This is a genomic window from Mycolicibacterium nivoides (assembly GCF_003855255.1).
Taxonomy (GTDB): domain Bacteria; phylum Actinomycetota; class Actinomycetes; order Mycobacteriales; family Mycobacteriaceae; genus Mycobacterium; species Mycobacterium nivoides.
Genome location: NZ_CP034072.1, coordinates 1,493,907 through 1,510,539 on the forward strand (window position 1 = coordinate 1,493,907; position 16,633 = coordinate 1,510,539).

The 16,633-nt window shown below is 67.9% G+C and carries 15 protein-coding genes; 8 read left to right on the forward strand and 7 right to left on the reverse strand.

The features are described from left to right. Nucleotides 1-34: 34 nt before the first annotated feature. Nucleotides 35-1,681 (forward strand): ATP-binding cassette domain-containing protein, encoded by a 1,647-nt coding sequence (locus EH231_RS07090; RefSeq protein WP_090430946.1) that lies wholly within the window; start codon nt 35-37, stop codon nt 1,679-1,681. A gap of 26 nt (nt 1,682-1,707) precedes the next feature. Here EH231_RS07090 and EH231_RS07095 read toward each other — a convergent pair whose 3' ends face one another. Genes EH231_RS07095 through EH231_RS07105 form a run of 3 tightly spaced genes read right to left on the reverse strand, consistent with a single transcriptional unit; the run spans nt 1,708 to nt 3,689 of the window. Next, nucleotides 1,708-2,274, reverse strand: a complete 567-nt coding sequence (locus EH231_RS07095; RefSeq protein ID WP_090430944.1) for a hypothetical protein — start codon at nt 2,272-2,274, stop codon at nt 1,708-1,710. Next, nucleotides 2,274-3,434, reverse strand: a complete 1,161-nt coding sequence (locus EH231_RS07100; RefSeq protein ID WP_090430942.1) for a winged helix DNA-binding domain-containing protein — start codon at nt 3,432-3,434, stop codon at nt 2,274-2,276. Before EH231_RS07100 ends, EH231_RS07095 begins: the two co-directional genes overlap by 1 nt. A 3-nt stretch (nt 3,435-3,437) precedes the next feature. Beyond that, on the reverse strand, nt 3,438-3,689 hold the full coding sequence (locus EH231_RS07105) for a hypothetical protein (RefSeq protein ID WP_164481164.1): 252 nt from the start codon (nt 3,687-3,689) through the stop codon (nt 3,438-3,440). A gap of 231 nt (nt 3,690-3,920) precedes the next feature. Here EH231_RS07105 and EH231_RS07110 point away from each other — a divergent pair, with 231 nt between their 5' ends. The 3 genes from EH231_RS07110 to EH231_RS07120 all read left to right on the forward strand — a co-directional run bounded on the left by EH231_RS07110 (nt 3,921) and on the right by EH231_RS07120 (nt 7,425). Continuing rightward, nucleotides 3,921-4,415, forward strand: coding sequence for a lipoprotein LpqH (locus EH231_RS07110; protein WP_090432050.1), 495 nt, complete (start codon nt 3,921-3,923; stop codon nt 4,413-4,415). 71 nt (nt 4,416-4,486) lie between these two features. Next, the gene (locus EH231_RS07115) at nt 4,487-6,232 is read left to right on the forward strand and encodes a hypothetical protein (protein ID WP_090430940.1); all 1,746 of its coding nucleotides are present in this window, start codon (nt 4,487-4,489) and stop codon (nt 6,230-6,232) included. After that, the gene (locus EH231_RS07120; RefSeq protein WP_170856390.1) at nt 6,229-7,425 is read left to right on the forward strand and encodes a CHAT domain-containing protein; all 1,197 of its coding nucleotides are present in this window, start codon (nt 6,229-6,231) and stop codon (nt 7,423-7,425) included. The genes EH231_RS07115 and EH231_RS07120 overlap by 4 nt, the downstream gene beginning before the upstream one ends. A gap of 1 nt (nt 7,426) precedes the next feature. On the opposite strand, the gene EH231_RS07125 is transcribed toward EH231_RS07120, so the two are convergent. Then, nucleotides 7,427-7,870, reverse strand: a complete 444-nt coding sequence (locus tag EH231_RS07125; protein ID WP_090430936.1) for a hypothetical protein — start codon at nt 7,868-7,870, stop codon at nt 7,427-7,429. Between the two features lie 62 nt (nt 7,871-7,932). Between EH231_RS07125 and EH231_RS07130 the strand changes: the two genes are divergently transcribed. Beyond that, on the forward strand, nt 7,933-9,273 hold the full coding sequence (locus EH231_RS07130; RefSeq protein WP_409544763.1) for a hypothetical protein: 1,341 nt from the start codon (nt 7,933-7,935) through the stop codon (nt 9,271-9,273). Then, on the forward strand, nt 9,270-10,385 hold the full coding sequence (locus tag EH231_RS07135) for a hypothetical protein (RefSeq protein WP_124712152.1): 1,116 nt from the start codon (nt 9,270-9,272) through the stop codon (nt 10,383-10,385). Before EH231_RS07130 ends, EH231_RS07135 begins: the two co-directional genes overlap by 4 nt. A gap of 3 nt (nt 10,386-10,388) precedes the next feature. Here the strand turns inward: EH231_RS07135 and EH231_RS07140 are convergent, their stop codons facing one another. The 3 genes from EH231_RS07140 to EH231_RS07150 form a co-directional block, all read right to left on the reverse strand. Beyond that, the gene (locus EH231_RS07140) at nt 10,389-11,723 is read right to left on the reverse strand and encodes an alpha/beta hydrolase (RefSeq protein ID WP_234940417.1); all 1,335 of its coding nucleotides are present in this window, start codon (nt 11,721-11,723) and stop codon (nt 10,389-10,391) included. A 74-nt stretch (nt 11,724-11,797) separates the two neighbouring features. Beyond that, nucleotides 11,798-15,124: a bifunctional lysylphosphatidylglycerol synthetase/lysine--tRNA ligase LysX gene (lysX, locus tag EH231_RS07145; RefSeq protein ID WP_090430930.1), complete on the reverse strand. Its 3,327-nt coding sequence runs from the start codon at nt 15,122-15,124 to the stop codon at nt 11,798-11,800. A 67-nt stretch (nt 15,125-15,191) separates the two neighbouring features. Continuing rightward, the gene (locus EH231_RS07150) at nt 15,192-15,551 is read right to left on the reverse strand and encodes a DUF1844 domain-containing protein (RefSeq protein ID WP_090430928.1); all 360 of its coding nucleotides are present in this window, start codon (nt 15,549-15,551) and stop codon (nt 15,192-15,194) included. A gap of 228 nt (nt 15,552-15,779) precedes the next feature. Here EH231_RS07150 and infC point away from each other — a divergent pair, with 228 nt between their 5' ends. Together infC and rpmI are read left to right on the forward strand one after the other, a co-directional pair. Next, nucleotides 15,780-16,415 carry a translation initiation factor IF-3 gene (infC, locus tag EH231_RS07155; protein ID WP_090430925.1) on the forward strand — a complete coding sequence of 212 codons (636 nt, stop codon included), beginning with the start codon at nt 15,780-15,782 and terminating at the stop codon, nt 16,413-16,415. Nucleotides 16,416-16,438: 23 nt separating this feature from the next. Continuing rightward, nucleotides 16,439-16,633, forward strand: coding sequence for a 50S ribosomal protein L35 (rpmI, locus tag EH231_RS07160; protein ID WP_036449598.1), 195 nt, complete (start codon nt 16,439-16,441; stop codon nt 16,631-16,633).

A 16,633-nucleotide genomic window follows, 5' to 3' on the forward strand; every position in this document is an offset into this window, starting at 1 on the left:
CACCGGGCCGGTGCGATTTTGGAGACTGGCACTTATGGGCCACGTTGAGGTCGCACACATCAGCCATACGCTGCCGGATGGTCGGCAGCTGCTCGACGATGTCTCGTTCCGGATCGCCGACGGAACGACGGCGGCACTTGTCGGTCCCAACGGCGCCGGTAAAACCACACTGCTGCGGCTGATCTCCAACGATCTGGTACCCCAGCAGGGCACGGTCGCGCACAGTGGTGGCCTGGGAGTGATGCGCCAATTCATCGGAGGTATCCGCGATTCGACGTCGGTCCACGAACTGCTGTTGTCGGTGGCACCGCCTCGCTTGCGTGCCGCCGCGGTCGACGTGGATGCGGCCGAGCTCGTCCTGATGGAGCGTGACGACGAATCCAGCCAGATGCGCTATGCCAACGCGCTCGCGGGCTGGGGCGATGCCGGGGGTTACGACGCCGAAATCCTCTGGGACGCCTGCTGCATCGCCGCGCTCGGAATGTCCTACGAGTCCTGTCGCTGGCGCCTGGTGAACACGCTGTCGGGTGGCGAACAGAAACGACTGGTGCTCGAGGCGCTGCTCCGCGGACCCGACGAGGTGTTGCTGCTGGACGAGCCGGACAACTATCTCGACGTGCCGGGCAAGCAGTGGCTGGAGCAGCGACTGGGGGAGACGACCAAGACGATCCTGATGGTCACACATGACCGGGAACTGCTCAACCGCACCGCGGAACGGATCGTCACGGTCGAATCGCGGCATGTCTGGATCCACGGCGGCGGGTTCGGCAGTTATGCGCAGGCCCGCCGGGACCGCAACGAACGCCTCGAAGAACTCCGACGACGATGGGATGAGGAGCACGCCAAGCTGAAGACGCTCGTCGTCGAGCTGCGGCAGAAGGCCGCGTACAACGACGGTATGGCGTCGCGATATCAGGCCGCGTTGACCCGGCTGCGCAAGTTCGAAGAGGCCGGACCTCCCGAGGTGCCGCCGCGTGACCAGGACATCAAGATGCGATTGCGGGGCGGCCGCACCGGTAGACGCGCGGTGATCTGCAATGACCTCGAACTCACTGGTCTGATGCAGCCGTTCGACCTGGAGATTTTTTACGGTGAGCGCGTTGCGGTGCTGGGTTCCAATGGTTCCGGCAAATCGCACTTCCTGCGACTGTTGACCGCGGTGGCCGACGAGTTGCCCCGTGGGGCAGTCGCCGCCGAGCCTGTGGCACACAGTGGTCTCGCGCGACTCGGTGCCAGGGTGTCGCCGGGACTGTTCGCTCAAACCCACGCACGCCCGGATCTCGCCGGTCGAACACCGTGCGAGATCGTGATGGTCGAACACGCCAGGCTGCGCACCGAAGCGATGAGCGCGTTGGCTCGCTACGAGCTGCAGGCCTGCGCGGAACAGCCTTTCGAAACACTTTCGGGAGGCCAGCAGGCCCGGTTGCAGATCCTGCTACTCGAACTCGGCGGCGCGACACTACTGCTGCTCGACGAACCGACAGACAACCTCGATCTCGCCAGCGCCGAAGCGCTACAGGACGGGCTTGCCGCCTATGCGGGTACGGTGGTCGCGGTCACCCATGACCGTTGGTTTGCCCGATCATTCGACCGCTTCCTGGTGTTCGGAGCCGATGGCTTCGTCTATGAATCGACCGACCCGGTATGGGACGAGTCGCGGGTGGTACGCACGCGGCGTTAGCTTTTCGTCAGCGGTGACTGAATCGGTCACCGCATCGTGTGGTAGCTCTGGAACGCAAACCAGTGCGGGCCAAGCCGTTTCGCCGAGGCGATGACATAGTCGCCGGACGGCTGGTGCACGGTCTGTGGTGCGTTGCCGTCGGCACTGTAGGCGAAGCCGTCCCAGCCGTTCTCGTCGTTGCGGTAGGTGAAGTCGACGAAGTTGTCGGTCCGGTGGGCGACGTGGTCGATCGGGTAGTCGGCGATGCGGTGGGGATGCGCGCCGACGCTCGCATCGTCGTTGAACTCCTGCAGGGCCCGCTCAAACGACGGTCGCACCGCCAGCCAATGCAGTTGCAGCGGAACGCTTGTGCAAATCAACACGATGCCCACGATCACCAGCACTGGACTTGCCAGCATCACCGCCCAGTCCCGGCGGCCGGCGCTGCGTCGCAGCGCGACACCGACGACACACCAGATCGCGAACAGCGGTATCAGCGCCAGTGTGGCGACATAGAACGCGCCGGAAGGCTCACCGGGAAAGCTTGCCCCGTAGAGCTGACCGAGGACGGCGCCACCGGCAAGGACCAACAGCGCCCAGCCCGCGATGCGCATCAGCGCTTGGAAAGCGGTGACGGGAACCTGGGTTTGGTGCGCACACCGGCCAGCCATTCGGTCAGCGCGTCGGCCCGCCGCCGCAACGCGCGGGTGCCGTCGCGGCCGATCTCCTCGAGCAGGTGCAACTCGATGCGACCGTCGGCATCCTGACCCCAGCCGCCCACGATCCGGCCGTTCCACCACGCTGTGGGCCCGCCGTTGCCGTTGGTGTCGAACACGTGGGGGCGATGCCCGCCGAGGTACCAGTCGCGGTCGAACCAGCCCATCGTGGTGACATCCAGACCGGGCAGCAGGGCTGCCCACGGCTCGGGCTCCGGTTCGACCTCGAGATCGTCGGGCAGGACGTACCCGGCTACTCCGTCCAAGTCCACCTCGACGGCGTCGATATCGCGCAGCGCGTGGCGGGCCCAGGTCAAGGTGTTGCCAAACCACCACTTGATGTCGGTGACCGTGGCCGGACCGAACGTCCGCAGCCAGGTCCGCACCAGTTCGGCACGGGCACGGTCGGGTTCGGCCGGGGGCGCCGAAGCCCCGAGCCACTCGGACGCGATGGCCCACCGTGGTCGCGAGGTGGTCCAGGTGCCGTCGTTGGGGCCCCGCACGATCTCGCCACGCACTCCGAGCACCGTCAAAACCCTTGGGGAAAGCGGAGTCTCACCGCCCCAGCGCTTTCCCGGCGCCGGGTCGAAGCTGCCGGCGAGTTCGGGCAGGGCGGCGCGCAGTTGTGCCGCAGGGGTAGGGCCGTGCTCCCGTAGATGGGCCAGCACCGCATGACACGCGGTGTCGAGCCACCGGCCCCCGTCAGCGGCCACACCAGCCTTCTCGACATCGCCGACGAGCTTCCGCTGTTCGTTGCCTGCCACCCGGTCACTGGCGCCGGCCTGGACCAGCGACAGGTCGCCGGCGCGCACGACCCACAGTGTGCGGCGCATCGCGAGGTGTTTGAGCACGGTGCGCCGCTCGTACAGTTCGCGGTCCAGATCATCGATGGTGAAGCCGGGCAGCCGCGCCCACAGGGAGAAATAGGGAGTGCAGGGATCGGTCGCATGCAGACCGACGAAGGAGCCCGCGGTGTCGGCGACCGACGAGGCCGGCCGGCTCAGGAAGTGACGCCGGGCCAGCCGAGCCCGGCGCTCGGCGAATGTGAACGTCCGCACGGATCAGGCGTCGTCCGTCTTGTGCATGGACTCGCGGATCTGCTGCAAGCGCTCGGCCGCCGCCTGCTGGCGCTTCTCGTACTGCTCCTCGATGGAGCGGCCCTCGGGGGTCTCGGCTGCCAGCTCCGACGCCCCGATCGCGGTGCCGTACCGGGTCTCGATCTTCTCCCGCACCGCGTCGAACGTCGGCACCCCGGCGGCGGTGTAGCCGGTGTCGGCCGGCTCAGAAACAGGCCCCGGGACAGGCCCGGGCAGCGGGCCCGCGGCCGGAGCTGCGGGAACGATCTCGCCCTCCAGCACAACGGGCTCCTCGGCTGTTGCGGCGTCCTCGGGTTGGTCCGGCTGCTCTGGGTCCTTCGTCACGAAACCCACGTTACCTGCGGGAACCGACATTTCTTGGGATCGGTAGCACTTGGGCCCGCCAAGACTTCAGGACACGACGGAGCCATCGGGGCAACGCGGAACAAAGGGGAAGACGCAATGACCATGAATCGAGTTATCGCAGGCGCCATGGGACTGCTCGCGACCGGTGCGGTGCTGGTGGGCTGCTCGAACGACAAGCCGGCCGACAAGCCCGCGGACAAGCCGGCCGCGTCGGCGACCGACACCAAGGTCAGCTCCGGGAGCAATGCCCAGGTCAAGGTCGATGGATCGGAACTGGCGGGGCTCGACCTGAACTCGGTCACCTGTGTCAAGCAGGGCGGCAAGATCAACGTGGCCAGCGCCGCGATCGGCGGCCAGCAGGGCCTGGGCGTGGTGATGACCGACGAGGCCACACCGAAGGTCGAGTCGCTCGGACTGGTCTACGACGGCAGCGCACTGGCCGTCAGCGAGGCGATGGGTGTCAAGGTCGGCTCGGCCGAGGTCAAGGTCGACGGGGACACCTACACCATCACCGGTGAAGCGTCGGGCGCCGACATGAAGAACCCGATGGCCGGGATGATCAACAAGCCGTTCACCATCACGGTGTCCTGCAGCTGATCTCCCGACATGGCGGGCGTGCCCGGCAGACCTTCTGCCGGGTACGCCCGCCGCTTTTATATGGTGCAGAGGTGACCATCGCCGGCGAACTCGACCGCGCCCGTCACCTGACGCTGTCTGCCGAAGAGGTTGCTGCCCGCGACCTGCTGGTGTCGCAGCTGCCCCTGATCGAGCAGGCCGACCGCGACGACTACGCGCTCGAGGTGTTCGCCCAACTCGGTGAGATCTACCTGGTACGCACCGCGTACGAGGGTGTGGTGGAAAGTATTTCCCGTATCCGCGATTGTCTGGCGATCTACGCCGCGATCCGTTCGGGACGGCGCCCCGACCTCGCCGCCGAGGTCACCATGTCCGACCACGACATCGATCACATGATCTGCCGATACACCCGGCGCGTCGAGTTCCTGGACGCCGGACTCGCCGCGGCTCGTGGTGATCACGACAGTGCCTCAGCACATCTGGAGGCGCTGATCGAAGCCCCTGGGGATTACCACGATTTGGCGCCCGAGCACCGTAACCTGATCTGTCACACCAGGATTCTTATCGCGAGCGGTTTGTGCGACGACGATCTCTATGCCGCTTCGGTGCCGGTGTGGGCCGAGGTGCTCGACGCCTTGCAGGATGCGGGGCCGGGGGCCGACGACGCCGAAATCGATCATCTTTTCGTCACGGGCGCCCTGGGCTACGGCCGGTTCTGCATCGAGTCCGGTCGACTCGACGAGGCCGAGCCGTGGTTACGCCGGGCCGGCGCCCGCGCCGAGGCCCGCGGGTGGAAACTCGCGACCGCCCGCGCTCAGCTCGAGCGAGGGGCCTCGGCCTGGTCGGCCGGTCGTTATGCGGAGACCCAGGACCTGGTCACCGCTGCCTATCCGGTGATCGCCGACCATGCCCGCGCCCACGACGTCTCCCGGAGCTGGCTGTATTTCGGGCTGATCCGGGTGGGACTCGGTCGCTTGAAGGAAGCCGATGAATGCTGGGAACACGCCGAGCGGCACTGGCGGGAGCTGGGCAAGCCGATCCACATTCACCGGATCCTGTTGCAGCGCAGCTGGATCGCCATCTTCCGCGGCGCTTTCGAGGAAGCGGTACAACTGGTGGAGCAGGCCCGGCAGTTCCTGGACGCATCGCCGCGACACAGCTGGCTGCAGTACGCCCGGCTCGATGCTCACCTCGGCAACATCTGGCGGGCCGATGCACTCGTCGAGATGGGTTTCGACGGCCTCGGCGAGCCCGGCCAGGACTGGAACCAGGTCGAGGCCCGGCACGCGGCGGGACTCGGCGTGGTCGACTGCGCCCCGGGCACGCCGGAGTACCGCCGTGCGATGGTCAAGCTCGACCGGGCCGCCGATCTGAAGGTTCCCGCCGCGCTGGCAGTCGATTCGGTGCGCTACACGATCACCGACGCCGGAGCCAGAGCCCGCTGGGCCAGCGGCGTCTCGGCTCCTCTGTTGGCCGGGGCGTTCGCGGTGGCCTGGGAGTCGGACAACACCGAGCTGACCTGTGAACTGGTCGAATATCACAGCGCGCGAGGGACTTTCAGTACAGATCCGGCAGCTGAGCCGGGTCCGGCCGCAGACTGGACCGGAACCGCGACGGCGGTGACTCCGGTCGAAGCCGAACTCGCGCCGCAACTCGCTGTCGCGGCCGCCGCAGCGCCGGTCGGCGGCGAAGGCACACTGACCAGGCTCGGACCGTTGCCGCCGCTACGGATGGACCCGAGTTCGGGCCCGATCATGAGCCGCTACCGGGAGCTGGCGCTGCAGCGGTATGGCCAGGATGTCACCGCGCCGGGCGGGGAATGGACGACGTGGCCATGACCGACACTCTGGTATTGCGGTTCGCCGATGTCGGCATCGCGACCTATGCGAGCCTGCGCGTGGTGGGGGAGCCGCAACGTTCGGTCACCTGGGTGATCGAGGAACCGCACATGCAGGCGGTGGAGGCCGTTCTCAACCCTGCGCTGCCGGACCCGATCGGTACCGAAACCCACGGCGACGCGATTGAACGGGCCGTGACCACAGGCGCGTTCGCCACCGCCGCCGCGGAGCGCGACCTGGCCCTGTTGCTGGGCTCGCACCTGATCGGGATCGCCGGCTGGCAGCTGCTGGCCGACTGCGTCGCCGACGTGCGGCCCGTGCTGTTCGTGACGCCGAGCCCGCGGTTGGGCCGGGTGCCCTGGGCGCAGCTAGCGATGCCGGGTCCCGACGGCTACCGGTTGATGGAGTTGGTGGACGTGCTGATGGCGGTGCCGCCCAACATCGTTCACGCACCGCGCACCCCGGTGCCTTGGCAGGACCGCCTTGGCCGCCCACCGGTGCTGGTGCTGGATCCGCGCATTCCCGGACAGCGGCCGGATTCGGCACTGGGCTCGGTGCTGGGTCGCCCGTCGCCGCAGACTCCGCTGTCGGAGCATTTCGGTGAGCTGGTGGCCGGCCACGCCGTCCTGCCGAAGGTCGCCGAGACCGTCGAGCTGTTCCGTCGCACCGATACCGACCGGCGCTGGTTGGCCGACGCGTGCGCCCAGGACCCGAGCCGGCTGCTCTACGTCGGGCACGCCAGTGCGGCTGACGGTGCCACCGGGCATGCCGACCGTGCGGCGCTGCATCTGGCCGAAGGCCGGCCGCTGACAGCGGGGGAGATGATCGCCGCGCGGCTGCGCATCCCTCCCCGAGTGGCCTTGCTGGCGTGCGCATCCGGGGGTGACTACCGGTTCGACGAGGCGGCCGGGTTGGTCGCCGCCATGATCCTGGGCGGCGCGCAGTTGGTCACCGCGACGCTGTGGTCGCTGCCGACCGCCGCCGGCTTCCGGCAGTTCGGCAATGCACCCGAGGCCGATCCGATGGCGGACACCATCGTCGGGGTGGATCTGGCACATCGCGACGAGAACGCGGGCCTGGCGGTGAACCGCTGGCAGCGCGCCATGATGCGCCGCTGGCGCGATGGTGACATCACCGCCACTCCGCTGCACTGGGCCGCGATGGCCACATTCACCGTCGACGGCGCCCGCTGAATCAGGCCGGGGCCACGCAGACAGCGACGGTGCTCTCGTCACCGGGCCGGTAGTAGGTGTCGATCACGTTGCCGGGTGACACCTTCGCCAGGGCTGTCGCCGGGACCATCGTCCGCTCACGAACCGGGAACTGACCGCCGCCGCAGCGGCTGACGATGAGGTCGAGTTCGATCTCGCGGTAGTCCTCCCGGGTCGCGCCGGTGGCGCGCATCCCGGTGATGATCCCGCGCGATCGGGTTCCGGTACGGATCAGTGCAAGTTGTGTCCCGGTCAGCAATCCCTTGCGGACCAGCATGTGGTCGAACTCGGCCACCAGTTCGCCCAGGGTGACCAGCCGCTCGTCGGCCTCGTCATTCGGGCGGACACACCGTGCCCGGCGGGTGGCGGTCAACACGGCGCCGGTGCACAACAGGCACAGGACGGTGATCAGCACGGCGTCGGTCATGAACCCAAGGTTCCGCCCGGGCCACTGCTACCGAACCCAACTTCGGCTCTATCCTGGTGCCGGTGAGCATCGGGTCCGACACGGCTGGGGCTGAGGCCGGCCCCAATTTGGGCATGACTTCGGCCCAGCCGCGCCGCGCCGTGATCGACCGGGCCTGGCGGGCACTCGGGCCGGGAGTTGAGGTGTTCAGCGGTGACGACGGCGGACCGCTGCGCCGGACCGTCAAACGGATCATCGACCCCCTGGTTCTCAGGCTGCGCAGCAACACCCACTATTCGGCACCGGTGCTTGCCCCGGACGTGGCCGCCGAACTGCACGAGCAGATGGTGCGGAGCGGGCCACATCTGCGCGCCGCCGCAGCCTGGTTCACCGAACTCAAGCAGCAACGCCGGCGCCTTCGCATCACCACGGGCAACGCCCAGGAGCTCTATTTCCCGGTGTGTTTCGAACTCGCGGTGAATCGGGGCGCACCGGCGGTCGACAGCGCGCAGGTGGCGGCCGAGGTGCTGGCCGGTCTGCACGAGGGCCGGGACCGCACGGCGATCGAGGCGCTCAACGGATATGTGGCCGATCCGCAGGTCGTCGACCGCTTGCGTCGCCAACTCGAGCGCAGCTGGGATGACGTGGTCCCGTCGGCCGCGATCACAGGTCCGTTCTTCGCCGGGCTGACCACCGTGCTCGGTCCGGCCGACAGTCACCGTGCCGAGGCGGCCCGGCAGCGGGTGTGGTCGGCGTTGGTGGCCGACGCGACGCCGTACAACCTGGGCGCGGGAGCGCGACGTGCCGAGGCCGGCCTGCCATGGTCGATTGTCGACATCGGACTGAGTTCGATTCAGCCGCAACGGCCGCCGTCGATCAGCGGCCAGGGGGAGGGGGAGCGTCCGCTGGACCGCAGCGTGGTGGACCGGGTGCGGGCGACATTGCGCCGGGCACTGGACCGCGACGAACTGCCCGATCTCCCGCTGCTGTGCGCAGAGGAGGTGGACAGGGCCTGCGCGCCGTGGGGGCTGCTCGCCGAGGACAAACAGGCCGCGCTTCTGACCGGCATCGAGGTGGCCACCGACCTGCACCCGCTCGACGCGTCGGCGTCGGGACGCTATCAACTGTCGGCACGCATCCAGGCCAAGCTGGCCAAGGAGGCCTATGTGCTGCATGCCCGCCGATACCTGGCGGCAGGCACCGCGGTACACCCGCGCCAGCAGCAGGTGATCGACGATCTCGGCGGGTTCGCCCGCCCCTATCTGAGCCGACTGTGGGCACGGCTGCACGGCCGCGACGTGTGGCAGGAGTCCTGCGCGGACATCGACGAACTGCGGTCACTGTTGGAGGGTGTGGCCAGATCGGTCAGCCTCGACCATCGGCAGCGGATCAAGGCGATGCTGGAAGTGCAGGTGGCACAGTGAAATTGGGTGCTGATACCGGCTTGTGGAGCACGGGCCCGCTGGGCCACGGTGCGCCTTTGGCCGCAGTGCTGGAGGTCGGCGGCGCCGTGCTGTCGTGGGTGGTGGATGGGGGCGCCGGCGAACCACCTTCCATCGCATTCACCGACCCTGAGCGTGCGGATTGGTTGTGGCGCGTGCTCGGGGAGCCCGGCCATGTCGCTGTTCTGGACGCACTGCGTCGCGGGGAACCGGGACAACCGCTCGACCTGCCCGGTGTGGAGGTGCTGCCCGGCTCGACGGATGCGTTGCGGCGCCTGGCAATCGGCCACTGGATTCGTCGGTGGTGGCCGGCCAGCGACCGGGACGGGATCGCGGCACTGGAACGCCCGGTGCTCGACGCGGAACTCGCTCTGCTGACGGTGGCCGCCGAGGACTTCTTCAGCGACGACACCCTGGATTCCGATGCGGTGGACCTGCTGGCGCCCCACATGGAGGCGCTGAACTTCCTTGCCGGTCAAGGCGATCCGAGGGTAGCCGAGCTGGTCGGGAAGTGTCGGGAGCTGGCCGCTGAGATCGGGCTGGACTGGCCCGGCACCGTCGTCTCGGCGGCGCGGCAGCAGGACTATGCCCTGGCGGCCGGCGCCGGCGCCGGATCCGATGATGGGGGCCTGATCGCCCGAGGGGTGTCGACCGTCGACTGGGCGGCGGTACCGCCCGGGGTGTTCGACGCCGCCGAGGACACCATCGAGTGGTCGGTGACCGCCGTCGGGGAGGCGACCGCCGTGGTGGTGCAGGTGGCGCTGTCGGGCCCGTATTCATCGGCGGGCATCGGCGTGGAGATGCGTGGCGGCGGCTGCGGCGGCTCCGGTGTCCTCGACGCCACAGGCCGCGCTGTACTGCCGCTGCACGCCCCAGATGGGCAGCCGCTCAGCGAGACCCGTGCGTGGAACCTGGATTGGTCACAGGCCACGGTGCGGGTCGGCGCGGACGGCGTCGACGAGTCGGCGGCGGACCGGGACCGGGTGCGCGCGTTCGCGCGGGCCCGGCTGGCAAGGGCAGTATCCGATTCGCGGCTCGCGGCGGCCGCCGATGCGTTCCTTGCCGAGATACGCGCGGCGGAATCCGATTACTGACCGCTACTTGGCGGCGGTCTGGATGAAGGCCGCCGAGGGCGAGGACTGAGGCAGTCCGATCGCGGGCACCTGCGGGGTGTCGAGGACGCCGGCCAGCCACGGCAGCGCCGCGGTGAACGCGTGACTGGCGAACGGCCAGTCGTGGGTGCCCTGGTGGGTCACCACCGCGCAGGAGATGCCGTGTTTCGAGCCGAGCGCACACAGTGCGTTGGCCGCCTTGGCCTGATCGTTGGCGCGGCCGGCGGGCTTGCCCGCCGTTGACGTGTCGTTGACGTCGAACCAGCCGGCCGTCTGGTCGTACTGGCCGTGCCGGTTGATCACCGTGCTCGGGTCAAAGGCGTCCCAGGCCGCGGAACTCCCGCCGAACAGCCGGTCGACGGTTTGTGCCTTGGTGCCCGAGTTCGGACCGATGTCGCCGGCGATGTCCACGAATGAACTGAACAACTCGGGGTGCATGACTGCCAGGTCCACCGCGCAGGTGCCGCCCATCGACCAGCCGACAATGCCCCAGTTGGCGGCGGCCGGTTTGACGCCGTAGTGGCTGTTCATATAGGGCACAACGTCTTTGGTGAGGTGGTCGGCGGAGTTCCCGCGCTTGCCGTTGACACATTCGGTGTCGTTGTTGAAGGTACCGCCCGGGTCGACGAACACCATCACCGGCGCGTACCCGTGGTGGGCCGCGGCGAAGTCGTCCATCGTCTTGATCACGTTGCCGGCCCGCATCCAGTCGGCCGGGGTGTTGAACTCGCCGCCGATCATCATGACCGTCGGCAGTTGCGGCGCGGGATTGGTGGCGAACCACGCCGGCGGCAGATAGACGTATTCACCGCGATGCCGGAAACCCGAAGCGGTGTTGGGGATCTCGACCGGAACGACGCTGCCCTTGGCCGGGATGGTGCCCTGCCGTTGCATCGCGGCCACCGTGACCTCATCGGTCTGATCGGGTAGCGGACCGGCGGTCAACTGGTTCCACGCGGTCTGTACCCACGGGAAGTAACCCACCCACAGGTTCAGCGCCAGTGCCGTGCACAGCAGAGTCAGCGGTACCGCCATCACCGCGGTGCCACGCTTCCACCACCGGCTGCCGCGCCACCCGGCGAGCATGACCACGACCGCGACGCCGGTGAGCGCGATCCACACCCACAGCGAGCGGGGCGCAGGGTTGCCCGCCAGCCCCTCGGAATCGATGTACCAGTTGGTGCCGGCGACCAAGATGCCGCCCACCACGGCGGCCAGCGGCAGCCAGATGAGCGCCCAGCGGCGGGTACGCCAGCCGATTGCGGCGATCAGTACCACGGCGGTGATGACTTGGATGCTGGTCGGAACCCAGCCGTGCATCAAGGACAGGTGGTGAGTGAACGTCACAACCACATCGTCGCCGCCGAATCTTGGGATCGGCTGTGAAGCGCCTGCTAACGGGGTTTGGCCAGCGGAAAGGGCAGTGTCTCGCGGATGCTGCGGCCGGTGATCAGCATGACCACGCGGTCCACACCCATGCCCAGCCCTCCCGTCGGCGGCATCGCGTACTCCATCGCCTGCAGGAAATCCTCGTCGAGTTCCATGGCTTCGGGGTCACCGCCTGAGGCCAGCAAAGACTGTTCCTGCAGCCGCCGGCGCTGTTCGACGGGGTCGGTCAGTTCGCTGTAGGCAGTGCCCAGCTCGACGCCCCAGGCCACCAGGTCCCAGCGCTCGGCAACCCCGGGAACGCTGCGGTGCGGCCGGGTGAGCGGCGACACCGACGTCGGGAAATCCTTGTAGAACGTGGGTTCTTCTGTGCGGTCCTCGACGAGGTGCTCGTACATCTCCAGCACCACGGCCCCGGTATCCCAGTGGGTCAGGTACGGGATGTGCGCCGCATCGCAGAGCCGGCGCAGCGTGGCCAGATCCGTCTCGACGGTGACCTGCTCGCCGAGGGCTTCCGACACCGCGTCGTGCACTGTCTTGACCGCCCACGGACCCGAGATGTCGACCGGTTCGAGAACTCCGTCGGCCCGCGGCCGCTGGAAGACCTGGGCGCCGTTGGCGGCCTGGGCGGCATTCTGGATCAGCTCGCGGCAGCCGTCGATCCACACGTTGTAGTCGGCGTGGGCCTGGTAGGCCTCGAGCAGGGTGAACTCCGGGTTGTGACTGAAATCCACCCCCTCGTTGCGGAAGGCCCGGCCGAGTTCGAAGACCCGCTCGACACCGCCGACACACAACCGCTTGAGGTAGAGCTCGGGTGCGATCCGCAGATACAGGTCCAGGTCGTAGGCGTTGATGTGGGTCAGGAACGGCCGGGCGTTGGCGCCGCCGTGGATCTGTTGCAGGATCGGGGTTTCCACTTCGAGGAAACCCTTGGCGTACAACGTCTCCCGGATGGCGTGCAGGGCGCCGCTGCGGGCCCGGATCAAGTCCCGCGCCTCGGTGTTGACGGCCAGGTCCACGTAGCGGGCCCGTACCCGGGCCTCCTGGTCGGTCAGGCCCTTCCACTTGTCCGGCAACGGCCGGAGGCATTTCCCGATCAATCGCCAACTGTCGACCAGCAGCGAGTGGGTGCCGTTGCGGCTCCGCCCCATCGAACCGCTGACCTCGATCAGATCGCCGAGGTCGATGGTCGCGGTGAAGTCGGCGGTGCCGGCCTGCGTCAGGCGGGCGTTGTCGAGCAACAGCTGGACTTCACCCGACCAATCGCGCAGTTGCGCGAACAACACGCCGCCGTAGTCCCGGACCCGCAGGATCCGCCCGGCCACGCTCACGCTGTCACCCTCGGCGGATTCGAGTGCGGCCGCGACGGTATGGCTGGGGGCCTGGCCCACGGGATAGGCGTCCACACCGTCGGCCTGCAGCTGGCGCAGCTTGGCCATCCGGACCCGGACCTGCTCGGGCAGCCGTTGTTGCTCGTCGTCGGTGAAATCGTCCCGCAGGCCATTGCGGTCCGGAGCACTGCCGTCATGGTGCAATCGGCCCGAATCCACCAGATCGGCCGGGGCCGCGACGTGTTCACCGGTGTGCTGCTTGTTTCGCCGGGAGAACGGCAGCACCAGGAAACCCTCGGCGATCACCGAGGCCACCCCGACCCGCGGGATCAACCGGGCATCCTCGTAGCAGGCGTACCGCGGGACCCACTCGGGCTGGTACTTCATGTTCGAGCGGTACAGCGTCTCCAGTTGCCACCACCGGGAGAAGAACACCAGCAGCGCCCGCCAGAGCCGGGCCACCGGACCCGCACCCAGCTGCGCGCCCTGCTGGAACGCCGACCGGAACATCGCGAAGTTCAATGAAATCCGGCTGACCCCAATGCCTTCGGACTGCATGCACAGTTCGCTGACCATCAGCTCGATGGTGCCGTTGGGGGATTGGGGGGAGCGGCGCATGACGTCGAGCGAGACGCCGTTGGCGCCCCACGGCACCAGCGACAGCAACGCGACCACCTCGGGCTCAGCGTTGTCCCCGCGCTGCTGCACCGCCTCGACGAGCAGGCAGTCACCGTCGGCCGGGTCGCCGAGCCTGCCCAGCGCCATCGAGAAGCCGCGTTCGGTCTCGGTGTCCCGCCAGGCATCGGCACGCTTGATCACGTCAGCCATCTCGGCCTGATCCAGCTCCCGGTGGCGCCGGATGCGCACCGAGGTCCCGGCCCGCCGGGCCCGGGTGACCGCCTGGCGCACCGCACGCATGTCAGGTCCGGACAGCCGGAAGTTGTCGGGATGCAGGATGGCCTCGTCGCCGAGTTGCAGTGCGTTGAGTCCGGCCGCCCGGAACGCCTCGGCCGCAGCCGAACTGGCGCCCATCACGCCCGGTGCCCAGCCGTAGGTCTGGCACAACTGCAGCCAGGCCGCGATCGCCTGCGGCCACGCCTTGGGGTCGCCGACCGGATCGCCGCCGGCAAGGCACACACCCACCTCCACGCGATAGGCGATCGCGGCGCGCCCGTTGGGGGCGAACACCACCGACTTGTCACGCCGGGTGGCGAAGTACCCCAACGAGTCGTTCTTGCCGTAGGCCTCCAACAACCCGCGAATCGCCGACTCGTCCTCACCGGTCAGCGCATTGGAGGCGCGTTGCGACTGGAACAGCACGACCGCGGCCGCCATCAGTGCCAGCGCGCCGAACAAGCCGAAGATCGCGTTGAGGAAGGGGTGCGAGTAGCCCTCGAAGACCTCGGTCGGGACGGTGGCGAAGCCGCTCACCCGGTTGACGGCGTACAGCAGCCGCCACTCCGGCGCCAGGGTGCCCGGGAACAGTTCCAGCAGTGCCCACGCGGCCAGGATGCCGATCGCCATGCCCGCGACCAGGACGACGGCGGATTTGAGCAGTGCGCCCCGGCGCACTTTGGCCCAGAACTGGTTGCGGGCCAACACCAGGCAGACGATGGCCACCACGTGGAACGCCAGGCCGATGACCTCGCCGACGTCCTCGGCCAGCGGGTCACCACCGGTGGCGAGATCCCCGAGGTTCCAGCCGATGGCGCCCACCATGTAGAGCACCAGGATCCACCAGGCGATCCGCTTGCGGGCGGCGAGTGCCGCGGCCAGCAAAGCCAGCACGAAGGCCCACGAGAAGCTCGTGTCGGGAAAGTTGAAGATGTAGGCGTTGACGAACTCTCGCGGCACCTGGATCAGCCAGCGCACCGTTTGAGACACGCTGGCGATCAGCGACAGGGTCGCGATGACCCCGACGGTCCAACCGGCTGCTGCGGGAACCCAGGAGAACCTCGACGCGGGCTGGACTCCGGTGCGGCGGCCGCGGCTGATAACGGTCATACGCCCGGAGAATAGGCGGTCAAACCGTCAATTGGGTCGATCGCGCGCACAGACACCGCCCAGGTGATTACCAGACCGGGCCGGTGTACTTCTCGCCTGGGCCTTTGCCCGGTTCTTCAGGAGCCGCGCTGGCTTCGCGGAACGCCAACTGCAGGCTCTTCAGACCGTCGCGGACGGGGCCCGCGTGCGGTCCCAGGTATTCGGCCGATGCCGTCACGAGCCCGGCAAGTGCGGTGATGAGCCGGCGGGCCTCGTCAAGATCACGGTGCGGGCTATCCTCGGGATCCTCGGATGACAGTCCGATCTTCTCGGCCGCGGCGCTCATCAACATGACCGCCGCCCGGGTGATCACTTCCACTGCGGGAATGTCTGCCAGTTCCCGTACCTGCGGCGTAGCGTCGTCGGGCGTTTCTGTCGGATCGGTCATGCCTGCTAGACTGTCATGCGCGACCGTCCCGGCTTATGTCAGGGACAGCAAGTGGAGTCCCACTCCCACCGTTGGCCACACTGGTACAACGGTCCGGTCGCCGGTGTCCTCGGACACCGGTTCTGTGCTCCAGCATTGGAGGTGCAGGCGGCGCAAGCCGTGATCGGTCGGCATTGGGCCCTGCTGTGAGCAGGGCTTTTCTGTTCTACAGGGCAGAAGTGCAGATGGGTGGGTCTCCTCAGCAGACCCAACATAGGAGGCCCCATCAGCACTGAGACCCGCGTCAACGAGCGCATTCGTGTACCAGAAGTCCGCCTGATCGGACCAGGTGGCGAGCAGGTAGGCATTGTGCGCATCGAAGACGCCCTCCGCGTCGCCGCGGATGCCGATCTCGACCTTGTCGAAGTAGCTCCTAACGCCAGACCTCCGGTCTGCAAGATCATGGACTACGGCAAGTTCAAGTACGAGACGGCTCTCAAGGAGCGCGAGTCTCGCAAGAACCAGCAGCAGACCGTCGTCAAGGAACAGAAGCTGCGTCCCAAGATCGACGATCACGACTACGAGACGAAGAAGGGCCATGTGGTCCGCTTCCTCGAAGCCGGGTCCAAGGTCAAGGTGACCATCATGTTCCGCGGACGCGAGCAGTCCCGGCCCGAACTCGGGTACCGGTTGTTGCAGCGGTTGGGCGCAGATGTGGCCGAGTACGGCTTCGTCGAGACCTCAGCCAAGCAGGATGGCCGCAACATGACGATGGTGCTGGCACCGCACCGCGGCGCGAAGACTCGCGCCAAGGCGGCGGAGCAGGCCGAGCGCCCCGGCGGGCAGCAGGCCGCACCAGAAGAACCAGACGTAACGCAGAACTAGTTTCAAGACAGAACTGAGGATTCATGCCCAAGGCGAAGACCCACAGCGGAGCATCGAAGCGCTTCCGCAAGACCGGGACCGGCAAGATCGTGCGCCAGAAGGCTGGCCGCCGCCACCTGCTGGAGCACAAGGCCACCAAGCGCACCCGCCGGCTTGACGGCCGCACCGTGGTTGCTGCCAATGACACCAAGCGTGTCAACAAGTTGCTCAACGGCTAG

Bases quoted from the DNA above. Each gene is read 5' to 3' on its own strand.
- EH231_RS07090 (WP_090430946.1), top strand. From the start codon at position 35: ATGGGCCACGTTGAGGTCGCACACATCAGCCATACGCTGCCGGATGGT.
- EH231_RS07095 (WP_090430944.1), bottom strand. From the start codon at position 2,274: ATGCGCATCGCGGGCTGGGCGCTGTTGGTCCTTGCCGGTGGCGCCGTC.
- EH231_RS07110 (WP_090432050.1), top strand. From the start codon at position 3,921: ATGAATCGAGTTATCGCAGGCGCCATGGGACTGCTCGCGACCGGTGCG.
- EH231_RS07120 (WP_170856390.1), top strand. From the start codon at position 6,229: ATGACCGACACTCTGGTATTGCGGTTCGCCGATGTCGGCATCGCGACC.
- EH231_RS07125 (WP_090430936.1), bottom strand. From the start codon at position 7,870: ATGACCGACGCCGTGCTGATCACCGTCCTGTGCCTGTTGTGCACCGGC.
- EH231_RS07140 (WP_234940417.1), bottom strand. From the start codon at position 11,723: ATGCACGGCTGGGTTCCGACCAGCATCCAAGTCATCACCGCCGTGGTA.
- lysX (WP_090430930.1), bottom strand. From the start codon at position 15,124: ATGACCGTTATCAGCCGCGGCCGCCGCACCGGAGTCCAGCCCGCGTCG.
- EH231_RS07150 (WP_090430928.1), bottom strand. From the start codon at position 15,551: ATGACCGATCCGACAGAAACGCCCGACGACGCTACGCCGCAGGTACGG.
- rpmI (WP_036449598.1), top strand. From the start codon at position 16,439: ATGCCCAAGGCGAAGACCCACAGCGGAGCATCGAAGCGCTTCCGCAAG.